18 protein-coding genes are annotated in these 17,945 nt (G+C 71.9%); 12 read left to right on the top strand and 6 right to left on the bottom strand.

The window, feature by feature from the left end; genetic code table 11:
* Nucleotides 1-14 precede the first annotated feature (14 nt).
* Nucleotides 15-911: a helix-turn-helix domain-containing protein gene (locus ACZ5GT_RS17020; RefSeq protein ID WP_469023374.1), complete on the top strand. Its 897-nt coding sequence runs from the start codon at nt 15-17 to the stop codon at nt 909-911.
* Nucleotides 912-1,122: 211 nt separating this feature from the next.
* Here ACZ5GT_RS17020 and ACZ5GT_RS17025 read toward each other — a convergent pair whose 3' ends face one another.
* The gene (locus tag ACZ5GT_RS17025) at nt 1,123-1,860 is read right to left on the bottom strand and encodes an SDR family oxidoreductase (protein WP_360742941.1); all 738 of its coding nucleotides are present in this window, start codon (nt 1,858-1,860) and stop codon (nt 1,123-1,125) included.
* 215 nt (nt 1,861-2,075) lie between these two features.
* Between ACZ5GT_RS17025 and ACZ5GT_RS17030 the strand changes: the two genes are divergently transcribed.
* The 3 genes from ACZ5GT_RS17030 to ACZ5GT_RS17040 all read left to right on the top strand — a co-directional run bounded on the left by ACZ5GT_RS17030 (nt 2,076) and on the right by ACZ5GT_RS17040 (nt 3,965).
* On the top strand, nt 2,076-2,564 hold the full coding sequence (locus tag ACZ5GT_RS17030) for a nuclear transport factor 2 family protein (RefSeq protein ID WP_469023382.1): 489 nt from the start codon (nt 2,076-2,078) through the stop codon (nt 2,562-2,564).
* A 106-nt stretch (nt 2,565-2,670) separates the two neighbouring features.
* Nucleotides 2,671-3,498: a helix-turn-helix transcriptional regulator gene (locus ACZ5GT_RS17035; RefSeq protein WP_360742947.1), complete on the top strand. Its 828-nt coding sequence runs from the start codon at nt 2,671-2,673 to the stop codon at nt 3,496-3,498.
* A gap of 161 nt (nt 3,499-3,659) precedes the next feature.
* Nucleotides 3,660-3,965 carry a hypothetical protein gene (locus ACZ5GT_RS17040; protein ID WP_469023387.1) on the top strand — a complete coding sequence of 102 codons (306 nt, stop codon included), beginning with the start codon at nt 3,660-3,662 and terminating at the stop codon, nt 3,963-3,965.
* 507 nt (nt 3,966-4,472) lie between these two features.
* Here ACZ5GT_RS17040 and ACZ5GT_RS17045 read toward each other — a convergent pair.
* Together ACZ5GT_RS17045 and ACZ5GT_RS17050 are read right to left on the bottom strand one after the other, a co-directional pair.
* Nucleotides 4,473-5,108: a TetR/AcrR family transcriptional regulator gene (locus ACZ5GT_RS17045; RefSeq protein ID WP_469023392.1), complete on the bottom strand. Its 636-nt coding sequence runs from the start codon at nt 5,106-5,108 to the stop codon at nt 4,473-4,475.
* Between the two features lie 107 nt (nt 5,109-5,215).
* Entirely contained in the window at nt 5,216-5,905 is a 690-nt protein-coding gene (locus tag ACZ5GT_RS17050) for an alpha/beta fold hydrolase (RefSeq protein ID WP_469023395.1), read from the bottom strand.
* Between the two features lie 228 nt (nt 5,906-6,133).
* On the opposite strand from ACZ5GT_RS17050, the gene ACZ5GT_RS17055 reads away from it, so the two are divergent.
* Nucleotides 6,134-6,286, top strand: a complete 153-nt coding sequence (locus tag ACZ5GT_RS17055; RefSeq protein ID WP_469023398.1) for a hypothetical protein — start codon at nt 6,134-6,136, stop codon at nt 6,284-6,286.
* Nucleotides 6,287-6,346: 60 nt separating this feature from the next.
* Complete coding sequence (locus tag ACZ5GT_RS17060) at nt 6,347-7,330, top strand: zinc-dependent alcohol dehydrogenase family protein (protein WP_469023404.1); 984 nt, start codon at nt 6,347-6,349, stop codon at nt 7,328-7,330.
* Nucleotides 7,331-7,701: 371 nt separating this feature from the next.
* On the opposite strand, the gene ACZ5GT_RS17065 is transcribed toward ACZ5GT_RS17060, so the two are convergent.
* Nucleotides 7,702-9,339, bottom strand: coding sequence for an MFS transporter (locus tag ACZ5GT_RS17065; RefSeq protein ID WP_469023412.1), 1,638 nt, complete (start codon nt 9,337-9,339; stop codon nt 7,702-7,704).
* A gap of 191 nt (nt 9,340-9,530) precedes the next feature.
* Nucleotides 9,531-10,373 (bottom strand): IclR family transcriptional regulator, encoded by an 843-nt coding sequence (locus ACZ5GT_RS17070; RefSeq protein ID WP_469023416.1) that lies wholly within the window; start codon nt 10,371-10,373, stop codon nt 9,531-9,533.
* Between the two features lie 122 nt (nt 10,374-10,495).
* Here ACZ5GT_RS17070 and ACZ5GT_RS17075 point away from each other — a divergent pair, with 122 nt between their 5' ends.
* The 6 genes from ACZ5GT_RS17075 (at nt 10,496) to ACZ5GT_RS17100 (ending at nt 16,549) form a co-directional block, all read left to right on the top strand.
* Nucleotides 10,496-11,665, top strand: coding sequence for a cupin domain-containing protein (locus ACZ5GT_RS17075; RefSeq protein ID WP_469023420.1), 1,170 nt, complete (start codon nt 10,496-10,498; stop codon nt 11,663-11,665).
* Entirely contained in the window at nt 11,662-12,501 is an 840-nt protein-coding gene (locus ACZ5GT_RS17080) for a fumarylacetoacetate hydrolase family protein (RefSeq protein WP_469023426.1), read from the top strand. Before ACZ5GT_RS17075 ends, ACZ5GT_RS17080 begins: the two co-directional genes overlap by 4 nt.
* The gene (locus ACZ5GT_RS17085) at nt 12,501-13,211 is read left to right on the top strand and encodes a maleylpyruvate isomerase family mycothiol-dependent enzyme (RefSeq protein WP_469023429.1); all 711 of its coding nucleotides are present in this window, start codon (nt 12,501-12,503) and stop codon (nt 13,209-13,211) included. Before ACZ5GT_RS17080 ends, ACZ5GT_RS17085 begins: the two co-directional genes overlap by 1 nt.
* A gap of 38 nt (nt 13,212-13,249) precedes the next feature.
* Complete coding sequence (locus ACZ5GT_RS17090; protein ID WP_469023432.1) at nt 13,250-14,566, top strand: FAD-dependent oxidoreductase; 1,317 nt, start codon at nt 13,250-13,252, stop codon at nt 14,564-14,566.
* Between the two features lie 381 nt (nt 14,567-14,947).
* A complete protein-coding gene (locus tag ACZ5GT_RS17095; protein ID WP_469023435.1) occupies nt 14,948-15,733 on the top strand; it encodes a phosphatase PAP2 family protein in 786 nt (261 codons plus the stop codon).
* A gap of 135 nt (nt 15,734-15,868) precedes the next feature.
* On the top strand, nt 15,869-16,549 hold the full coding sequence (locus tag ACZ5GT_RS17100; RefSeq protein WP_469023440.1) for a response regulator: 681 nt from the start codon (nt 15,869-15,871) through the stop codon (nt 16,547-16,549).
* A gap of 135 nt (nt 16,550-16,684) precedes the next feature.
* On the opposite strand, the gene ACZ5GT_RS17105 is transcribed toward ACZ5GT_RS17100, so the two are convergent.
* Nucleotides 16,685-17,806, bottom strand: coding sequence for a glycoside hydrolase family 5 protein (locus ACZ5GT_RS17105; protein WP_469023447.1), 1,122 nt, complete (start codon nt 17,804-17,806; stop codon nt 16,685-16,687).
* Between the last annotated feature and the right edge of the window lie 139 nt (nt 17,807-17,945).

Genomic DNA, 17,945 nt, shown 5'->3' on the forward strand with positions numbered 1-17,945 from the left:
GTACGCTCTGACATGTGTCAGCCACCGGAGAACCCAGCCCGCTGGGCCGCTACCTGCGCGCCCGCAGGGAACTGGTCCGGCCCGAAGAAGCGGGGGTGCCCGACCAAGGCAACCGGCGCGTGCCGGGCCTTCGCCGGGAGGAGGTCGCCTTCCTCGCCGGGATCAGCTCCGACTACTACAACCGTCTGGAACAGGGCCGTGACAAGAACCCGTCGGAACAGGTGTTGCGGAGTATCGCCCGCGTCCTGCAGCTCGACGACGAGGCCACGGCCTACCTCCTGCGCATAGCCGTGGCAAAGGGCCCGCGGCGCAGACGCTCGCGCAAGCCCGAGGTGGTGCACGAGGGCATCCGTACACTCATCGGTACCTGGGATCTCACCCCGGCGTACGTCCACGGCGCCTGCATGGACGTCCTCGCCGCCAACGCCCTCGCCGTCGCCCTGTCGCCGTTCAACGCTCCGGGCCACAACAGCATCCTCAGTGCGTTCCTGGAGCCGGAGGCGCGGGAGCTGCACCGGGACTGGGACGAGATGACGGCACGCATCGTGCCCTATGTCCGCTCCGTGGCCGGGGCGGACGTCGACGACCCACGTCTGGTGGAGATCGTCGGGGAGCTGTCCCTGCGCAGCGAGCGTTTCCGCACCCTCTGGGCCCGGCAGGACGTCAAGCACAAGAGCTCGGGCATCAGCCTGTTCCAGCATCCCCAGGTCGGTCCTCTGGAACTGCGCTACGAGAAGCTGCTGGTGCCAGGCGCCCACCGGCAGACTCTCGTCACTTACCACGCGCTGCCGGGCAGTGCCTCGGAGGAGTGCCTGCGCCTGCTCGCCGGTATGACGCCAGGGCCCCGCGGCCCGGGTGCCGAAGTGCCGACGCCGCAGCGGGACGTGCGGCGCGGTGAAGCGAGCCGATGAGCACGGCCACCGGGCGATCGGTCGGTTCGTGGTGGCAGGGACTCGGTCGGCTCCGCGACACCCGTGCGGCTTCGCGGCGGGTGTCGCGGCCGTCGCACACCCGGGTATGACGGGCGCGCCTTCCGCCCGCCCACGGACGGCACGCGGGACCGCCCCTCTGCCGGCACAGGCGTCCCACCGCCAGGCACGGAGCGGCCCGGCGCCTCGGCCGTCAGCCCTGGGCGGTGGGGCGCACGATCAGTTCGTTGACGTCGACGTTCGCCGGCTGGTCGATGGCGAAGGCGATCGCGTCGGCGATGGCCGAGGCGGGGATCGCCAGTTGCTCAGCCGCCGTACGGGCGGCACCCTGGGCTTCCGGCGATCCACCGCGGTGCGTCAACTCGCTCTGTGTGAATCCGGGGCTGACGACGGTGACCCGGATGTCCCGGCTCTCCTGCCGCAGCCCCTCCGACACGGCAGCCACGGCGAACTTGGTGGCACTGTAGACGGCGGCGGTCGGATCCACCCGGTGCCCCGACACCGACGACACGTTGACGACGTGGCCGCCTGCCTGCCGCCGCATCTGAGGCAGCACGGCGGCGATCCCGTGGAGCACCCCGCGCAGGTTGACGTCGATCATCTGTTCCCACTCGGCGATGCGCAGGTCCTCGATCGGTGACAACGGCATCACGCCGGCGTTGTTGATCAGCACGTCGATACCGCCGTACTCCTCCACGCCGGCGGCGGCGAAGGCGCGCACGGAGTCCAGGCTGGTCACGTCGAGTTCGCGGTGGGCGACCGAGGCGCCGGCCGCACGAAGCTCTCCGGCGAGGGCAGCCAGGCGGTCGGTCCGGCGGGCGCCGAGGAGCACCCGGTGGCCGAGCCCGGCGAGCCGGCGCGCGGTGGCCTCGCCGATGCCGCTGCTGGCGCCGGTGATCAGGACGGTCTTCGATTCTGCTGGCGTGGGCATGCGTGCTCCTTCAGATGTGCCAAGACGGCGGCTGTCGCGCCTTCGACTTCACCGCATCGGCGGAGGTCGGGGAAGAGACCATGAGCCTGGGTGCCGCACACCCAGGCTCCCGCGCCCTTCTTCGCCGTGGGGCGCGGGTGGAGGCTGGGGGGAACCGGTGAGAGACGCCGGCCGGATCCCGGACGGGTCTCCCGGTACGACAAGAGAGGGCCGCCATGAGCGACGAGCGCGAGATCCAGGAGGTTCTGGCGCGCTACGTACGGGCCACGGACCAGCGCGACGGCAAGACCCAGGGGGCGCTGTTCACCGACGACGCGGTCGTGCAGAGCTTCTCCAGGACGGGCCCCGGCAGCCACACGCCGGTCGCGCCGCCCATGATCGGCGGGGCGGCCGTGGAGTACGCGGTGGACCACTACATGGCCCCGCACCCCGTGGGCGGCTCCAGCCACCATGTGACCGCCGACCACATCATCGAGGTGGACGGTGACCGCGCCCACATGAACGCCCAGTTCATCGTCTTCCGCGTCCAGGCCGCCGCGCGCCCCGAGGGCGGCTGGGCGGAGGGCACCTTCGGCTCCCAGGGCACCGTGCAACCCATCGAGTCCGGGTACTACGACACCGACCTGCGCCGGATCGACGGCGAGTGGAAGATCGTGGGGCACCGGATCCTGCTGGACATGCCGTATGTCATTCCGGGAGTCTGACCGGGGCGCCGCGAGGGCGGGGGGCGGGAGAGCGTCCGTGATCAGGCGGCTGACGGTCCCGAACCAGCGGATCGCCGACCCGGCGGGCGGGGCTAGCATCGGTGACATGACCCCACGTGACAACGAGCTCGGTGCCTTCCTCCGCGCGAGCCGCTCGCGTGTGGAGCCGGGCGACGCGGGGCTGGCCGGCGGGGTCTCCGGGCGACGCGTCCGCGGCCTGCGGCGCGAGGAGGTCGCCGTGCTCGCCGGGGTCAGCGCGGACTACTACGCCCGTCTCGAGCAGGGACGCGAGCGCAACCCCTCCGCCCAGGTGATCGATGCCCTCGGGCACGCCCTGCGCCTCGCGCCCGAGGCACGCGAGCACCTGTTCCGGCTGGCGGGGCTCAATCCCCGGCTGGGCCCCGACAGTCCCCGGGACCTCGTGCACCCGTCGCTGCTGCGGCTGCTGGAGACCTTCGCCCAGGCGGCGGCATACGTGCTCGGCCCGGCCCTCGACGTGCTCGCGGCGAACCCGATCGCCGACGCGCTGCTGTCGCCGTTCGGCACCGAGCGGAACATGCCGCGTGTCCTCTTCACCGACCCCCGGGCCAAGGAGGTGTTCGCCGACTGGGAGCTGCAGCTGAGCAGCAGCGTGTACGCGCTGCGCCTGAACGCGGGACGCTTCCCGGACGACGCGGAGATCACCGACCTCGTCGCCGAACTCAGTGCGGCCTCGCCCCAGTTCAGAGCGCTGTGGGCCGACCACGACGTCGCGGGCCTCACCCGGAAGTTCAAGGTGTTCGTGCACCCCGAGGTGGGCCGGGTCGAGCTGACCTACCAGACGTTCGAAGTGGTCGACGCTCCCGGTCAGCAACTGCTCGTCGGCACCCCCGAGCCCGGTAGCCGCAGCGAGGAGGCCCTGACGTATCTGGCCTCGATGGCGGAGCCGGCCTGAGCGTCCCGTCACCCCGCCCGGACCGCGGCCCCTTCCTGGGCGCCGTACACCCGGGCGGGCCCTGCCTTCCCCCCACCGGGCGGCACGCACGCTGGAGAAACCGCGGGCGGACGGCATCCGCCGAGCCGCAACCGCCACCCCGTCGGAAAGGACACCCTGTTATGTCCGAGATCCTGGAAGTGACCACCCTCCGCCCCGCGCCCGGCCTCACGCCGGAGGACTTCGTCGCGGCGAACGCGGACATCAACGAGTACCTCAAGGGCCGGCCCGGCTTCCAGTGGCGCCGGATCGTCGTGCGCGACGACGGCACGGTCCTCGACATCGTCGCCTACGACAGCATCGAGCACGCCCGCTCGGGAGCCGCCGGGATCACCGGCGAGATGGGCGGCTCGCCCGTGCACGAGGCGATCGACCACGCCACCGTCGACTGGCAGTTCACGACCGTGCTCCAGCACGTCGCGCCCTGACCGCCTGGAGGAGACGACCATGCCCTTCTCCGACGAACTCGTCAACGGCCACACCGCGCGGTTGCTGACCCGGGCCGTCCGCACCGCGCTGCCCGGTGAGGTCCGTTTAGCTCGATCGTGTGATGGTCGGCTCGCGGGGTTGCGGCGCCGCGTGGGGAACGCGATAGCGTTTTCCGCACGATCTGGGACGCCGGGTGCGGCGCCAGTGTGCGAGGCCCCTGCTCCACCGGAGTGATGGTCCAGGGCCTCCTCGCCACCTCTGGCCGTAGCCATATGGCCAGGTCGTACAGGGAACCGGCCTGCCGGGAACGGACCACGCGCAGGATGCGTGCCGCCGCCCCGGGGCTGAGTACGCCGGGGACCAGTGCGCCCAAGACCGTTCGGGGCGTGCGGTTGACTGGGATCACTCCTGCTCAGTCCCGAGGAACGGTTTCCCGCCGTACATCCCTGTCGCTTCCCCGTTGCCGGGGTAGGTGCGGCGGGCCGGGCGGCGCCAGGCCGCCACTGTCAGTTCCTGAGCGCCGGGCGGCGGTACACGCCGTGCCAGTAGCCGTGGGCGAGTTCCCGGGCCACGTCGGCGTCGTCGCTGCCGTCGCCGCCGACCACCTGCCGGGTGATGACCTCGCCGCCCCCTTGGACGATCAACCGCGCGGCGAGCCGCGGATCGATGTCCGCGGGCGTGCGGCCGGCCCGCTGCTCCCCCTCCAGCACCGCCACCGTGTTGTCGACGAAGCGGTCCTGGTGCGCCGACCACGAGTCGCGGACCGCGGGGTCGTAGGCGGCCACCTCGTGGATGGCCGACAGCAGGGCCGCGTGCTCGCGGTAGTGACGCATGATCTGTTCGTAGGTGCGGGCCAGCCCGTCGGCGCCGCCGTCGGGCCCGCAGGGTTCCCACGCCTCCGCGATCTCGTAGCTCCGGGTCCTGAGCGAACCGCTCACCCGCAGCAGGACGTCGACCTTGTCGCGGAAGTACAGATAGAAGGTCGACCGCGAGATGCCTGCCGCGTGCGCGATCTGTTCGACGCTCAGTTCGGTGTAGGTCAGACCGCCCCGCAGGAGTTCCTCGAGCGCGGACACCATGCGCTCCTCGAGTGCGGCCCGCCGGTCGGCCGCGGTGGAACGTCGTCGCGTGGTGGAAGCCATGCCGCCATCCTACGGAGCTGCGGAAACGGCCCCCGTGGGGGAGGAGGCACGGCTCGCGGCCGGTCGGGCCATGGGGGTCACACCCCCGTCGGCGTCCAGGAGACGGCTCAGTCGGCCGACCCGGACGCGATCTTCGCGAGAAGGCGGGCGAACTCCCCGGGCATCGACAGGAACGGAGAGTGACCGCTCGCGATGCGGTGCACGGAGCCGGACCTGACGGCGAGCTGCTCCTGGTCGCCCGGCGGCAGCGCCCGGTCCTGCTCGCAGACGACGTACGTCGAGGGGACGGTGTGCCACCCGGCCGCGGTCAGCGTGTCGCTGAAGGATCTCGTGCTCTGGGGTACCAGGCGCCCGGCGGCCGCCTCCGCGTCGGCCGCGGGGACGTCCGCATAGAAAAGCGGGACCGGATGGTCCGGCACGGCCTGGAATCCGCCGGGATCCGCCGGCGGGGGCGCGCCATGGTGGCTGAGCAGGCTCTCGCCGACGTCGAGTTGGTAGGCCGCCAGGTACACGAGGTGCGAGACGTGGGCGGCCTCGGCGACGGCCTGGGTGGCCGGCACACCGCCGTAGGAGTGGGCGACCACGACCACCGGGCCGTCGATCCGGGCCAGAGCCTGCAGCACCACGCGCGCGTCGTCCCGTACGCCGGCCCCCGAGCCGGCGCTGGGGAGGTCCACGGTCCGGGTCGTCCAGCCGTCGGCTTCGAGTATCGGGGTCAGTCTCTCCCAGCACCACGAGCCGTGCCACGCCCCGTGCACCAGGAGGAGGGTCGGACGGGTCGTTCCACCAGCACTCACTGCGATTCCACTCTCGAGTCCGGATGAAGAAGGCGCTGAACTGCGCTGTCGTCGGAGCCTAAGCAAGATTGGACTCATTGTCCAACGACATGTCTAGAATTGCCGTCGGCGCACGGTCGCCGTGCCCGGGCCCGAACACCGGGGACTCCCGCCGGGGCCCACGGATGCGGGCGGCCCGGCGCCGGAACAGGCTTGCCGCATGCCCGCGCAGATGAAGAGGAGCCGGCCATGAGCATCACCACGACCGCCTCGGCCGAGCCGACGATCGTGTTCGGCACGGAGCGTTCGCCGAGTCGTCGAACGGGAACGGCGTCATCACCGCACTGCTCGACGGAGGAGGCGAAGGCCGCGGCACGCCTGCTCGTCGCCGGCCGCACCTGAGCGCACCCGGTGCACGCGCCGGCCCATATCCACCCGGTACGACAGGAAAGAGGCGCAGTCATGCGCGCAGTGATATTGCACGAGTTCGGCACCCCGCTGGTCCTCGGCGAGATCGACAAGCCCGCGCCCGGCCCGGGGCAGGCGCTGGTCAAGGTCGGAGCCAGCGGCGTCAACCCGCTGGACACCAAGATCCGGGCCGGCAAGGCCGCCCACGCCCGGCGTACGCTGCCGGCCGTCCTCGGCCTGGATCTGGCCGGTGTGGTCGAGGAGGTCGGCCCCGGCGTCCACGGCTTCGCGCCCGGTGACGAGGTCTTCGGCATGACCGGGGGCGTCGGTGACGTGCAGGGCTCGCTCGCCGAGTACGCGGCCGTCGACGCCCGCCTGATCGCCCGCAAGCCGGCCGCCCTCACCCTGCGCGAGGCCGCGGCCCTCCCCCTGGTCTTCATCACGGCCTGGGAGGGCCTGGTCGACAGGGCACGGGTACACGCGGGGCAGAAGGTCCTCGTCCACGGCGGGGCCGGCGGGATCGGGCATGTGGCCGTGCAGATCGCCCGGGCCCGCGGTGCCGAGGTCTTCGCCACCGCGTCGCCCGCGCGACGGGAGGTCGTCGAGCGCCTGGGGGCCACGCCGATCGACTACACCTCCTCCTCCGTCGACGAGTACGTCGCCAAGTACACCGGTGGCGAGGGCTTCGACGTCGTCTTCGACACCGTCGGAGGGTCCGTGCTCGACGACTCCTTCGCGGCGGTGCGCACCTACACGGGCCACGTGGTCAGCGCCCTGGGCTGGGGAACCCACAGCATCGCGCCGCTGTCCTTCCGCGGGGCGACCTACTCCGGCGTCTTCACCCTGCTGCCGCTGCTGACCGGGCACGGCCGGGAGCACCACGGCGAGATCATGGGCGAGGCCGCCGCCCTCGCCGACGCCGGGGCGCTCAGGCCGCTGCTCGACCCGCGGCACTTCACGCTCGCCGACGTCGCCGACGCCCACGCGGCCGTGGAGAGCGGCACCACCCAGGGCAAGATCGTGATCGACGTCGGCTGATGTGCGGCGCGACCGGCCGCGGAAAGTCACTCGAGAGCGCCCACAAGTTGTCCGGGCCCGTGCCGTACAGCTTCTCCGGGCGCGTGCTGACGAGCCCGAGACGCACCTCGCAGTTTCTGCCGGCATCCGCGGGGCGCAGGACGAACGGCCGTCGAACGGGCCGTTCCACCCTTCCGCCCTTCCGGCCTCCCCGTCGCCGCCCGGCGTGGGCTCGGCGGGTCGGACATGCGCAGGGCACCGGCCGTGGTGGCCGGTGCCCTGTCGCCCGCGCGGCGGCGTACGGAGATGCGCGGTGACGTGCGGTGACGTGCGGTGAGTCTCCGGGCCCCGGGGTGGTACGCCTCGCGCCGGAGACCCGGTCGCCTGGTGGGTCAGCGGGTGAGGGCTGTTTCCTGCCTGCCGTCGCCCTCGGGGGCGGTGGAGGGGATTTCCTCGTGGTCGTCGGAGCGGTGCGTGTGGGTTCCGATCATGCCGAAGGCGGTCAGCAGCGCGGCGACCGCCGCAGCCACACCGCACACCAGGAACGCGGTGGTGAAGCCGCTGCCCAGGGATTCGAGGGCCACCCCGTGCGCCGCGGACCCGGGGACGCCGGACGGCAGGCTGTTCACCGCGATGGGTCCGCCGGCCTCGGCGATCTGGCGGGCCGCCGCCTCCTGGGCGGCCGGCAGGTGCGCGCCGGGCAGGTTCGAGGCGAACGCCGACCCGGCGTTGCTCAGGGCGACCGCGCCGACGACGACGGGGCCGAGGGCGAAGCCGAGGTCCCGCAGCATGTTGGTGGTGGCGCTGGCCATGCCCGCCAGGTTCAGGGGCACGCTGTTGAGCGCCACGGCCGTCACCGAGCTGACGGTCAGCGCGAAGCCGATGCCGATCAGCAGGGCGGGCGCGAGGAACGGCCCGAGGTCCGGGTCGGTGACATCCAGCCGGGTGCACAGCAGGCAGCCGATCGCCATCAGGACGAAACCACTGGTCAGCAGCCAGGACGGGGCGACCCGGTGGAGCAGGCGGGAGACGATCGGGATGAGCAGGAAGGCGGGCCCCTGCAGGAGCAGGAAGGGGATCGCGACGCGGATCGGGTCCTGGTGCTGCACCGGACCCAGCCACATGCTGGTGGCGAAGCAGGCGCCGAGGAAGGCGATCATGCCGATGACCGCGACGACGGACGACACCGCGAAGGCCCGGTTGCGGAACAGCTTCAGGTCGAAGATCGGTGACTCGGCGCCCAGTTCCACGACGACGAACCCGGCGAGGAAGCAGATGCCGATGGCGAAGGCGAGCAGGACGGGAAGCGTGGTCCAGCCCGACTCGGGCCCCTCGACGGCGCCGAACAGGACCAGGGTGAGACCGATGGCGAAGGCGATCTGACCGGGCACGTCGAGTTTGCGGCCCTCGGGCGCCTTCGACTCGGTGGCCAGCACCAGGGTGAGCACCGCGCTGACCAGGGCGAGCCCGACGAGGACCCAGAAGGAACCGCGCCACGACCCGATCTTGGCGAACATGCCGCCGAGCAACGGCGAGACGGCGGCGCCCGCGGACAGGAAGCCGCTCCAGACGGCCACGGAGTGCGCCCGTGCCCGCATGGTGCGGGTGACGGCGGTGATCGCGGTGAGCGAGCCGGGGAACATGGCGCCGGCGCCCAGTCCGTTCAGGGCGGCGCCGATCCACAGCACCTGCACGGTCGGGGCGAGCGCGGCCACGCTGCTGCCCGCGGCGACCAGGAGCGTGCCGGCCACGACCAGCCGTCGCCGTCCGAACAGGTCGCCGAGGACGCCGAAGGTGAACTCGAAGCAGACCACGGCGATCATGAACGCCGCGGTGATCCAGGTGAGCTGGGATCCGTGGGTGTGCAGGTCCTCCTGGAAGAGCCCGTTGAGCGAGGCCGGCAGCGCGTTCGCGACCTGGGCCACGAAGACCGCGCTGCAGGCGGCAGCCAGTGTTCCCGCGTAGCCCGGTGTCCGGGCGGCCCCCGCGGTTGGGCCCTGGGACGTCGTCGTCCCGTTGTCGAGCGTCATTGCTGTTTTTCTCCCTGGCTGGGGAAGGCGCGGGCGCCCCGCGGGGGGAGCCTCGAGCGTGTGGAACGGTTCGGCTCCGCGTGCGTGGTGGGGGAGGGAGGGCACGACGCGATTCCGGCGCGATGCCGTGGAGAATGACACTCGCTTTACGCGACGTCAATGATTTGTTCGTAACCTAAGCCGAACAAGCATCATGTAAAGAGACCCTGCTTGGCCCCCTCCTGCGTCCGCTCCGGTGCCCGCTCCGCGTCCGGTTCGCCATAAGGCGAGGTCAGGTCCTTCTCCAGGGCGCGCGCCGTGGCGTCCAGGGTCGCGACCAGGGACTGGAGGCGGTGGGGGTCGTAGCGCACGCTGGGCATGGACACCGACAGGCCGGCCACCGCGGTGCCGTCCCGGTCGCGCACCGGCACGCCGACGGCGACGAGGCCGCGTTCGGAGCGCTCCCTGTTCACCGCGAACCCGTTGCGGCGCAGACGCCTCAGCTCGGTGCGCAGCCGGGCGAGGTCCGGGCGGTCGGCCGGACGGTCGCGGTAGCGCTCGGGGGCGTAGACCTCCTCCAGCTCCCCGTCGGTCAGGTCGGCGAGCAGCAGCAGCCCCGCCGTCGTGCGGTGGGCCGGGAACACCATGCCCTCCCGGGAGCCGACCCGCAGCGCCTGCCGGCACTCGACGCTGGCGATGAAGCGGGCCGTGTCCCCGGTGCGCACGGTCAGGTTCGTCGTCTCGTCCAGCAGGTCGACGACCCGGTGCAGGTGGGGCAGTGCCGCGGCGCGCAGCCTCGACACGAGCGACTGGGAGTGTGCGGCCAGTTCCAGCACCGGCCCCGCCCGGTAGACGCGGTCCTCGTCCTGCACGGCGAAGTCCCGGTAGACGAGCATCGCCAGCACCCGGTGGGCGGTCGACCGGGCCACGCCCAGCCGCTCGGCGATCTGCGACACCGTCGCGCCGCCCTCCATCTGCAGGATGGTCGCCGCCCGCAGCGCGTGGTCCACGCTGGCGATGGGATACGGCGGCGGCGTCTTGAGCGGCTTGTCCATCGCTGGTCCTCCGGGGTGATACGGGCGTGCTGGATCCTGCTGTGGCCTGCGGGATTCTGTCGAGATTCTGCTCTCCAGAATCTATACGTCCCTCCTGGAGGACACACTGCACCCTGCGGTGTGTGACTCAGTCCTCCATCGCCCAAGACAACGCAACGGGTTCCCCGGTCCGGCTCCAGGCCGTCACCGCCGAGGGGCAGCCCGAGGTCACCCCGGCGCTCGAAGAGCTGTACCGGGGCTTCGAGAGCGAGTTGCTCGTACCGCTGTGGACCGAGATCGGCGACCTGATGCCGGCCCACCCGCGCTCCCGCGCCGTGCCGCACCTGTGGCGCTGGCAGCGGCTGCGGGAACTGGCCGCCCGGGCCGGCGGCCTGGTCCCGGTCGGCCGCGGCGGTGAGCGCCGGGCCATCGCGCTGGCCAACCCCTCCCTCGGCGGCAGGCCGTTCGCCACCCCGACGCTGTGGGCGGCGATCCAGTACCTGATGCCAGGCGAGGACGCCCCCGAGCACCGCCACACCCAGCACGCCTTCCGCTTCGTCGTCGAGGGCGAGGGCGTGTGGACGGTCGTCGGGCGCGACCCGGTGGCCATGCGGCGCGGCGACTTCCTCCCGCAGGCGGGCTGGAACTGGCACGCCCACCACAACGCCACCGCCGAACCGATGGCCTGGATCGACGGACTGGACATCCCCTTCCAGTACGCCACCGAGACCCAGTTCTTCGAGTTCGGCCGGGACGAGATCACCGACGCGGAACGGATCACCCCCGACCGTTCCCGCTCCGAGCGCCTGTGGGGCCACCCCGGACTGCGCCCGCTCTCCGTCGGCGCCACCGCCCCCGGCTCGCCACTGCTGGCCTACCGCTGGGAGCACACCGACCGCGCCCTGGCCGACCAGCTCGCCCTGGAGGCAGAGGGCTTCGCCGGCACCGTCGAGCCCGGTCACGCGGCCGTCCGCTTCACCGACCCGGCCACCGGCGCCGACGTGCTGCCCACCATCCGCGCCGAGATGCACCGGATCGCCCGCGGCGCCGAGACCGCGCCGGCGCGCGAGACCGGCTCGTCGGTCTACCAGGTCTTCGACGGCTCCGGCACCGTCACCGTCGGCGACATCTCCTGGTCGGTCACCCGCGGCGACCTGTTCGTCGTGCCGTCCTGGCAGCCGCTCTCCGTGCGCTCCGAGGCCGGCGCCACCGACTCCGACTCCGGTGCCCTGGACCTGTTCCGGTTCAGCGACGCCCCCATCTTCGAGGCCCTCCGGCTCGACCGCACCCACCTGGAAGGAACCACCCGATGAAGCTCGCCACCCTCCGCACCGGCGGCACCACCCGCGCCGTCCGGCTCGACGGCGACACCCTGGTCGACCTCGGCGTCCCCGACCTGGGCGCCCTGCTCGCCGAGGAAGGCTGGGCCGAGCGCGCCGCCACGGCCACCGGGGAGACGTACGACGTGGCCGGCGCCGACTTCGCGCCGCTGGTCCCGCGGCCGTCCAAGGTGGTCTGCGTCGGCCTGAACTACCGTAACCACATCCAGGAGATGGGCCGCGACCTGCCCGAGCAACCCACCCTCTTCGCCAAGTTCGCCGACTCGCTGATCGGCGCGGGCGACGACATCGTGCGCCCCGGAGAGACCGGCCAGTTCGACTGGGAGGTCGAGCTCGCCGTCGTCGTCGGAGCGCCGGTGCGCCGGGCCCGGGGCGAGCAGGCCGAGCGCGCCATCGCCGGCTTCACCGTGCTGAACGACATCACCTGCCGCGACTGGCAGTTCCGCACCCGCGAGTGGCTCCAGGGCAAGACATGGGACTCCACCACGCCCGTCGGCCCGTACCTCGTCACGCCCGACGAGCTGCCGGGCGGGGTCCGTCCGTCGCTGGACGTGCGGCTGCTCGTCGACGGCGAGGTCATGCAGTCCGACTCCACCGGCGACCTGCTCTTCGACCCGGTCCACCTGGTCGAGTACGTCTCCACGATCGTCCGGCTCAACCCCGGCGACATCATCGCCACCGGCACCCCCGGCGGCGTCGGCCACGCCCGTAGGCCCGAGCGCTACCTCCTCGGCGGCGAGACGGTCGTCGCCGAGATCGACGGCATCGGCCGCCTGGAGAACCGGGTCGTCGAGGAGGACGCCTCCTGATGTCCCGGACCTTCGACGACGCCCGCCGCTGGGCCCGCCTCGGCACCGAGCTGGTGCTGAAGGCCGCCGCCGGGCTGGACGACGACGCCTTCGCCGCGCCGAGTGCCCTGCCCGGCTGGAGCCGGGCGCACGTGGCGGCGCACGTCGCCGCCAACGCCGAGGCGCTGTCCAACCTGGTGCACTGGGCCGCCACCGGCGAACCCACACCGATGTACGCCTCGCCCGAGGAACGCGCCGTCGGCATCGAACGGGGCCGCGCCCTGCCTTCCGTCGAACTGGCCGCGTGGCTGCGCGGCTCCGCCGACGCGCTGGAGCAGGGGATGGCCGCCCTCGGCGAGGAGCAGTGGCGCGCCCGGGTGGTCACCGCGCAGGGCCGGACCGTGCCGGCCACCGAAGTGCCCTGGCTGCGCTCCCGCGAGGTGTGCGTGCACGCCGTCGACCTGGCGAACGGCGTGACGTTCGCCGACCTGCCGGACGACTTCCTCACCGCCCTGTGCGACGACGTCGTCACCAAACGCGCCGCGGCCCCCGGCCCGGCCGTGACGCTGCGCGCCCCGGCCACCGGAGCCGCGTGGGACCTGCCGGGCGACGGCGAAGCCGTCCCGGTCACCGGAGAGCTGCACGAGATCGCGGCCTACCTGACCGGGCGGGACGCCGGACCGCTCACCGCGGGCGGAACGCCCGCCCCCGCGCTGGGCGCCTGGCTCTGACCCGGGGCCCGTCCGCCCCGCGACCGAAGGAACAGATCATGAAACCCCAATCCACTCCCGCCGGGCGGCCCGACGTCCTCGTGGTCGGCGGCGGCATCGGCGGCCTCAGCTCCGCCTTCGCCCTGGCCCGCCAGGGACTGCGCGTGCGCGTCCTCGAACGGGCCCCGCAGTTCGGCGAGGTGGGCGCCGGCCTGCAGATCGCCCCGAACTGCACCCGCATCCTCGACCAGTACGGCCTGCTCGACGAGGCCAAGGAGCTCGGCGTCGTCCCCGAGAACATGGTCATGCGCGACGCGCTCGACGCCCGGGAGCTGACCCGGCTCGACCTGCGCGACCTGGAACGCCGCTACGGCTTCCCGTACATGGTCATCCACCGCAGCGACCTGCACGGCATCTTCCTGCGCGCCTGCGAGCGCGCCGGCGTCGAACTGGTGACCGACCAGACCGTCATCGGCTACGAGAACACCGGGGACGGCGCCCGGGTCCTCCTCGACAGCGGCCGCGTCGAGGCCGCCGAGCTGGTCATCGCGGCCGACGGACTGAACTCCGTGGCCCGCCGCCTGCTGGTCGGCGACGACGTGGTCAGCTCGAACTACGTCGCCTACCGCGCCGCCGTCCCGATCGAGCAGGTCCGGGACAACGGCGTCGCCGAGAAGGACGTCACCGTCCACATCGGCCCCCGCTGCCACTTCGTCCAGTACGCCCTGCGCGGCGGCGACATGTTCAACCAGGTCGCCGTGTTCGAGTCGCCCAAGGCCCTGGCCGGCCAGGAGGACTGGGGCACTCCCGACGAGCTGGACGCGGCCTTCGAGGCCACCTGCGACACCGTGCGCAAGGGCATCCCGCTGATGTGGCGGGACCGCTGGTGGCGGATGTTCGACCGCGACCCCGTCGAGACCTGGGTGCACGGGCGCATCGCCCTGCTCGGCGACGCCGCCCACCCGCCGCTGCAGTACATGGCGCAGGGCGCGATCATGGCGATCGAGGACGGCTGGGTTCTCGCCGAGCACTACGCCCGGCTGGCCCGGTCCGCCGAAGCGGGCGCCCGGCCCGACTGGGACGCCGCGCTCGTGGCGTACGAGGCGGTCCGGGTGGAGCACTGCCGCCGGGTGCAGAGCACCGGCCGGGTGTGGGGCGAACTGTGGCACCTCGACGGCCTGCGACGCGAGCAGCGCAACGCGATCATGCGGGCCCGGGACACCTACGACTACTCGTTCACCGACTGGGTCTACGGCCCGACCGCGCTGACGCCGGACGAGGAACCCCCCATGTTCACGCCGATCCCGCTGTCCTCCGCGGTGGTCGACGCCCCGGAGGGCGCACCGCTGACGGCGACGGGCGGCGGCGCGTCCTGAGCGGCGTGCACCGAGCGTCCGCCTCCCCTGTCCCGGCCCCGGCCGGAGGCGGGGGAGGCGGACGCTTCGGCGCGGTCGGCGGTCGTGTGGTCGACACCAGCCCCCGAGGATATATTTACCGAAACGGGAATTCCCGGCGTATGTAGCCGGATTCCCTGTATGTGCCGTTGCATCGCGCCGCATCCGGAAATCCCGGCCGCGCGGTCGGACTTCCCGAGGGGCTGGGAGTGCGATATGGGCATCATGCCCCTTCCCCCGAGACGGGCCCGGTTCATCCCGGGAGTGCGTGGCGCCGTTCCGCCGTACCGTTCCGTCCGGCGTGAACGCCGGCCGAGGCCGGGGGGCGGCCGGCGCACGGCGATCCTCTTCGCGTCGGCGGCCGTGCTGTACCTGGCCGTCTTAGTCGCGGTGCTCACCCCTTCCCCCCTGCTTGAGTTCGACTGGCGCATGGCCATGTGGCGGCCCTACCGCCAGTGGCCGCAGCCGGCCGGGCTGCTGGGCGTCCTCGTCGTCGCCGGGCAGCGAGGTCCGACGGCGACGGTGGCGGCGGCCTGGCTGGGGTGGCGTTTCCGGCGGAGCCGGGACCCGCGCCCGCTGCTGGTCCTCCTGGCGGCGCTGGTGCTGCTCAACGTGAGCGTCGGCGCGGTCAAACTCGGCACCGGGCGCCTGGGGCCCGACTACGCGCACGCCTTCGGTTCCCCCGAGTTCTTCCGGGGCGGCGACATGTTCCCGTCCGGGCACACGGCCAACAGCGTCGTCGTGTGGGGGACCCTTGCCCACCTCGCCCCGCGTCGCCGCAGGGTGGCGGGATCGCTGGCCGCGCTGGCCGCGCTCACGGTCGGGTCAACCGCCGTCTACCAGGGCTATCACTGGTTCAGCGACGCCCTGGGCGGCTGGCTCGCCGGGGCGCTGGTGCTGCTGGCGCTGCCGTACTGCGAGCGGTTCGCCGAGTGGGTGACCGTGTGGGCCGGCAGGCTCCGGGAGCGTCCGCGGCCCCGTCCCGTGCCGTGGCCGGCCCCCGTGGCGGCCGCGGCCGGCGGGGCGCCGGGGCCCTGCGGGCGCGGCGGGCGGGGCCGGACCGGGCTGTGTCCCGCCGGTGCGGCGGTCGCCTCGCATCCGCGGGTGTGGAATGAGCGCGGGCCGCCGCGGGTTCCCGGTATGTCCTAGAAATCCGTTCATGTTCCCTTTTGTTCGGGAAGTGGAGGGAATGCAGGGGCGATGCCGACCGTGTCGGCCGCGGGCACGCACCGCGCAGCAGTCGTGGTGACGCCGTGAGCCGGTGCTCGACAACGGAGATCATCAGTGGCAGTGCATGTACTGATCGCGGAGGGCCATGCGGTGGTCCGGCAGGGTTTGCGGGACTTCCTCAGCCTTGACGGTGACATCGCGGTGGCCGGTGAGACGACCAATGGCCGGGAGGCTGTTCGCCTGGCCCGGGAACTGAGCCCGGACGTGGTGCTGATGGACCTGATGCTGCCCGTCATGGACGGCATCGAGGCCACGGAGCAGATCCGCGAGGAACTGCCCGAGGTCAGGGTCGTGGCGCTGACGAGCGCGCTCGACGGGGGCATCGTGATGGCGGCGGTGCGGGCGGGCGCGACGGGTTTCCTGCTGAAGAACGCGGAGGCCGACGAGCTACGGCACGCGGTGAAGGCCGCGGCGGCCGGGAAGACGTACGTCTCCAGCGCGGCGGTCGCCCGCCTGGTGGACCAGGTCAACGGCGCGGGCGGGCCGGAGCGTCTCACCGAGCGCGAGTCCGAGGTACTGGTCATGCTGGCCCGCGGCAAGGCGAACAAGGAGATCGCGCGCGACCTGGGCATCGGGCAGCAGACCGTGAAGACGTACGTCAGCCACATCTTCGACAAGCTCGGCGTGCACAGCCGGACCCAGGCGGTCGCCCACGCCCTGCGGCTGGGGCTCGTGCCGTCCGCAGAGCTCGCCCAGGGTCTCGTCGCGGTGGACGACTACCCGTGGTCGGCGTGACGGACCTCACGCCCTGCGCGTCCGGGCGCGGGCTTCGACGCCGGCGGATCCGCCGTGGGCGGGCGGTCACGGCCGAGAGGTCGCGGGCACGAATGCCCGCGACCTCTCATCGGTCACCCCGTTGTGTGCGATGGACTACTGCTTCGAGGAGTCCGCCGTCTTCTTCGCCTCCGGCAGCCGCTCCTGGTACACCGAGAGCAGGTCCTTCTTGCCCTGGTCCAGGGTCTTCCAGTCGTTCTGGAGGACGCCGCCGGTGTCACCCGAGTCCGGGTTCCAGCACCAGTAGGTGTAGCTCATGCCGTTCTTCTTCAGGTACTGCATCAGGCTCTGCTGCCAGACGGCCTCGGTGCTCTTGCCCGCGCTCTTCCTGCCGCCGAACTCGCCGAGCAGCACGGGAGCGATGTTCTCCTTCTTGACGAAGCCCCAGTGCTTGTCCCAGAAGGCGGGCATGTTGTTCGGGAAGCTCTTGTCCATGAACCAGTTCTGGTTGTAGACGCCCGGCCCGTAGTCGTGCGCGGAGTACACGACCTTATTGGCTTCCTTGAGCTTGACCGGGTGGTCCTTGACGCCCCGCAGTTCGCCGCCCCACCAGGTGGTCTCGTTCTTGTAATTGTCGTTGCCCTCGACGAAGACCAGCCAGTCGGGGTTGACCGAGTGGATGGTGTTGCCGGCCTTCTCGGCGGCAATCTTCCAGTCGGTCTTCGGGTTGCCGTCGCCCCAGGTGGCCTGGCCGCGCGGCTCATTGTGCAGGTCCGCGCCGATGACCTTGTCGTTGTTCTTGTAGCGCTCGGCGAGCATCTTCCAGTCGGACAGCCACTTGCTCTCCGGGACCTTCTCGGTGTACCAGAGCTCGCTCTGGCCGTACTGGTCCGGGCGGTGCTGGTCGAGGATGACCATCATCCCGCGCTTGGTGGCAGCGTCGACGACCTTGTCCATGATCTGCAGGCCGTTGAGGCCCTTGAGCTCGGGGTTCTGCTTGAAGTCGATGCCGTTGGGCTTGCTCTTGGCGTCGAAGAGCTCGTTGGAGTACGGCAGCCGGAGGGTGTTGAACCCGGTGTCGACCATCTGCTCGACCATGGAGTCGAGGTTGCGGGTCCACAGCCCGTGCGGCGCGAACGTGCCGGTCTCCAGGCCGAACCAGTTGACGCCGGTCAGCACGACCTTCTTGCCGTTGGCGTCGACGATGTCGCCGCCCTTGGTGTGCAGCGCGCCGTGCACCCCGGAAACGGAGTTCTTCTCGGTGGGGGAGCCGCTCACGGAATCCACTGTAAACGCGGTGACGGTTCCACCGATCGCGGCGGCGGTGACGGCCGCTGCCGTGACACTCAGTATCAGCCGCCGCCGACCACGACCCGGCTTCTTCTCAGTGGCCGCGGATTCGGTCATGGGATTGGTC

The organism is Streptomyces sp. NPDC031340 (genome assembly GCF_055569945.1).

Excerpts from the sequence above, each read along its gene's own strand:
- ACZ5GT_RS17065 (WP_469023412.1), bottom strand. The coding sequence starts at position 9,339 with ATGACGCTCGACAACGGGACGACGACGTCCCAGGGCCCAACCGCGGGG.
- ACZ5GT_RS17070 (WP_469023416.1), bottom strand. The coding sequence starts at position 10,373 with ATGGACAAGCCGCTCAAGACGCCGCCGCCGTATCCCATCGCCAGCGTG.
- ACZ5GT_RS17055 (WP_469023398.1), top strand. The coding sequence starts at position 6,134 with ATGAGCATCACCACGACCGCCTCGGCCGAGCCGACGATCGTGTTCGGC.
- ACZ5GT_RS17085 (WP_469023429.1), top strand. The coding sequence starts at position 12,501 with ATGTCCCGGACCTTCGACGACGCCCGCCGCTGGGCCCGCCTCGGCACC.
- ACZ5GT_RS17080 (WP_469023426.1), top strand. The coding sequence starts at position 11,662 with ATGAAGCTCGCCACCCTCCGCACCGGCGGCACCACCCGCGCCGTCCGG.
- ACZ5GT_RS17090 (WP_469023432.1), top strand. The coding sequence starts at position 13,250 with ATGAAACCCCAATCCACTCCCGCCGGGCGGCCCGACGTCCTCGTGGTC.
- ACZ5GT_RS17040 (WP_469023387.1), top strand. The coding sequence starts at position 3,660 with ATGTCCGAGATCCTGGAAGTGACCACCCTCCGCCCCGCGCCCGGCCTC.
- ACZ5GT_RS17030 (WP_469023382.1), top strand. The coding sequence starts at position 2,076 with ATGAGCGACGAGCGCGAGATCCAGGAGGTTCTGGCGCGCTACGTACGG.
- ACZ5GT_RS17025 (WP_360742941.1), bottom strand. The coding sequence starts at position 1,860 with ATGCCCACGCCAGCAGAATCGAAGACCGTCCTGATCACCGGCGCCAGC.
- ACZ5GT_RS17035 (WP_360742947.1), top strand. The coding sequence starts at position 2,671 with ATGACCCCACGTGACAACGAGCTCGGTGCCTTCCTCCGCGCGAGCCGC.
- ACZ5GT_RS17060 (WP_469023404.1), top strand. The coding sequence starts at position 6,347 with ATGCGCGCAGTGATATTGCACGAGTTCGGCACCCCGCTGGTCCTCGGC.
- ACZ5GT_RS17045 (WP_469023392.1), bottom strand. The coding sequence starts at position 5,108 with ATGGCTTCCACCACGCGACGACGTTCCACCGCGGCCGACCGGCGGGCC.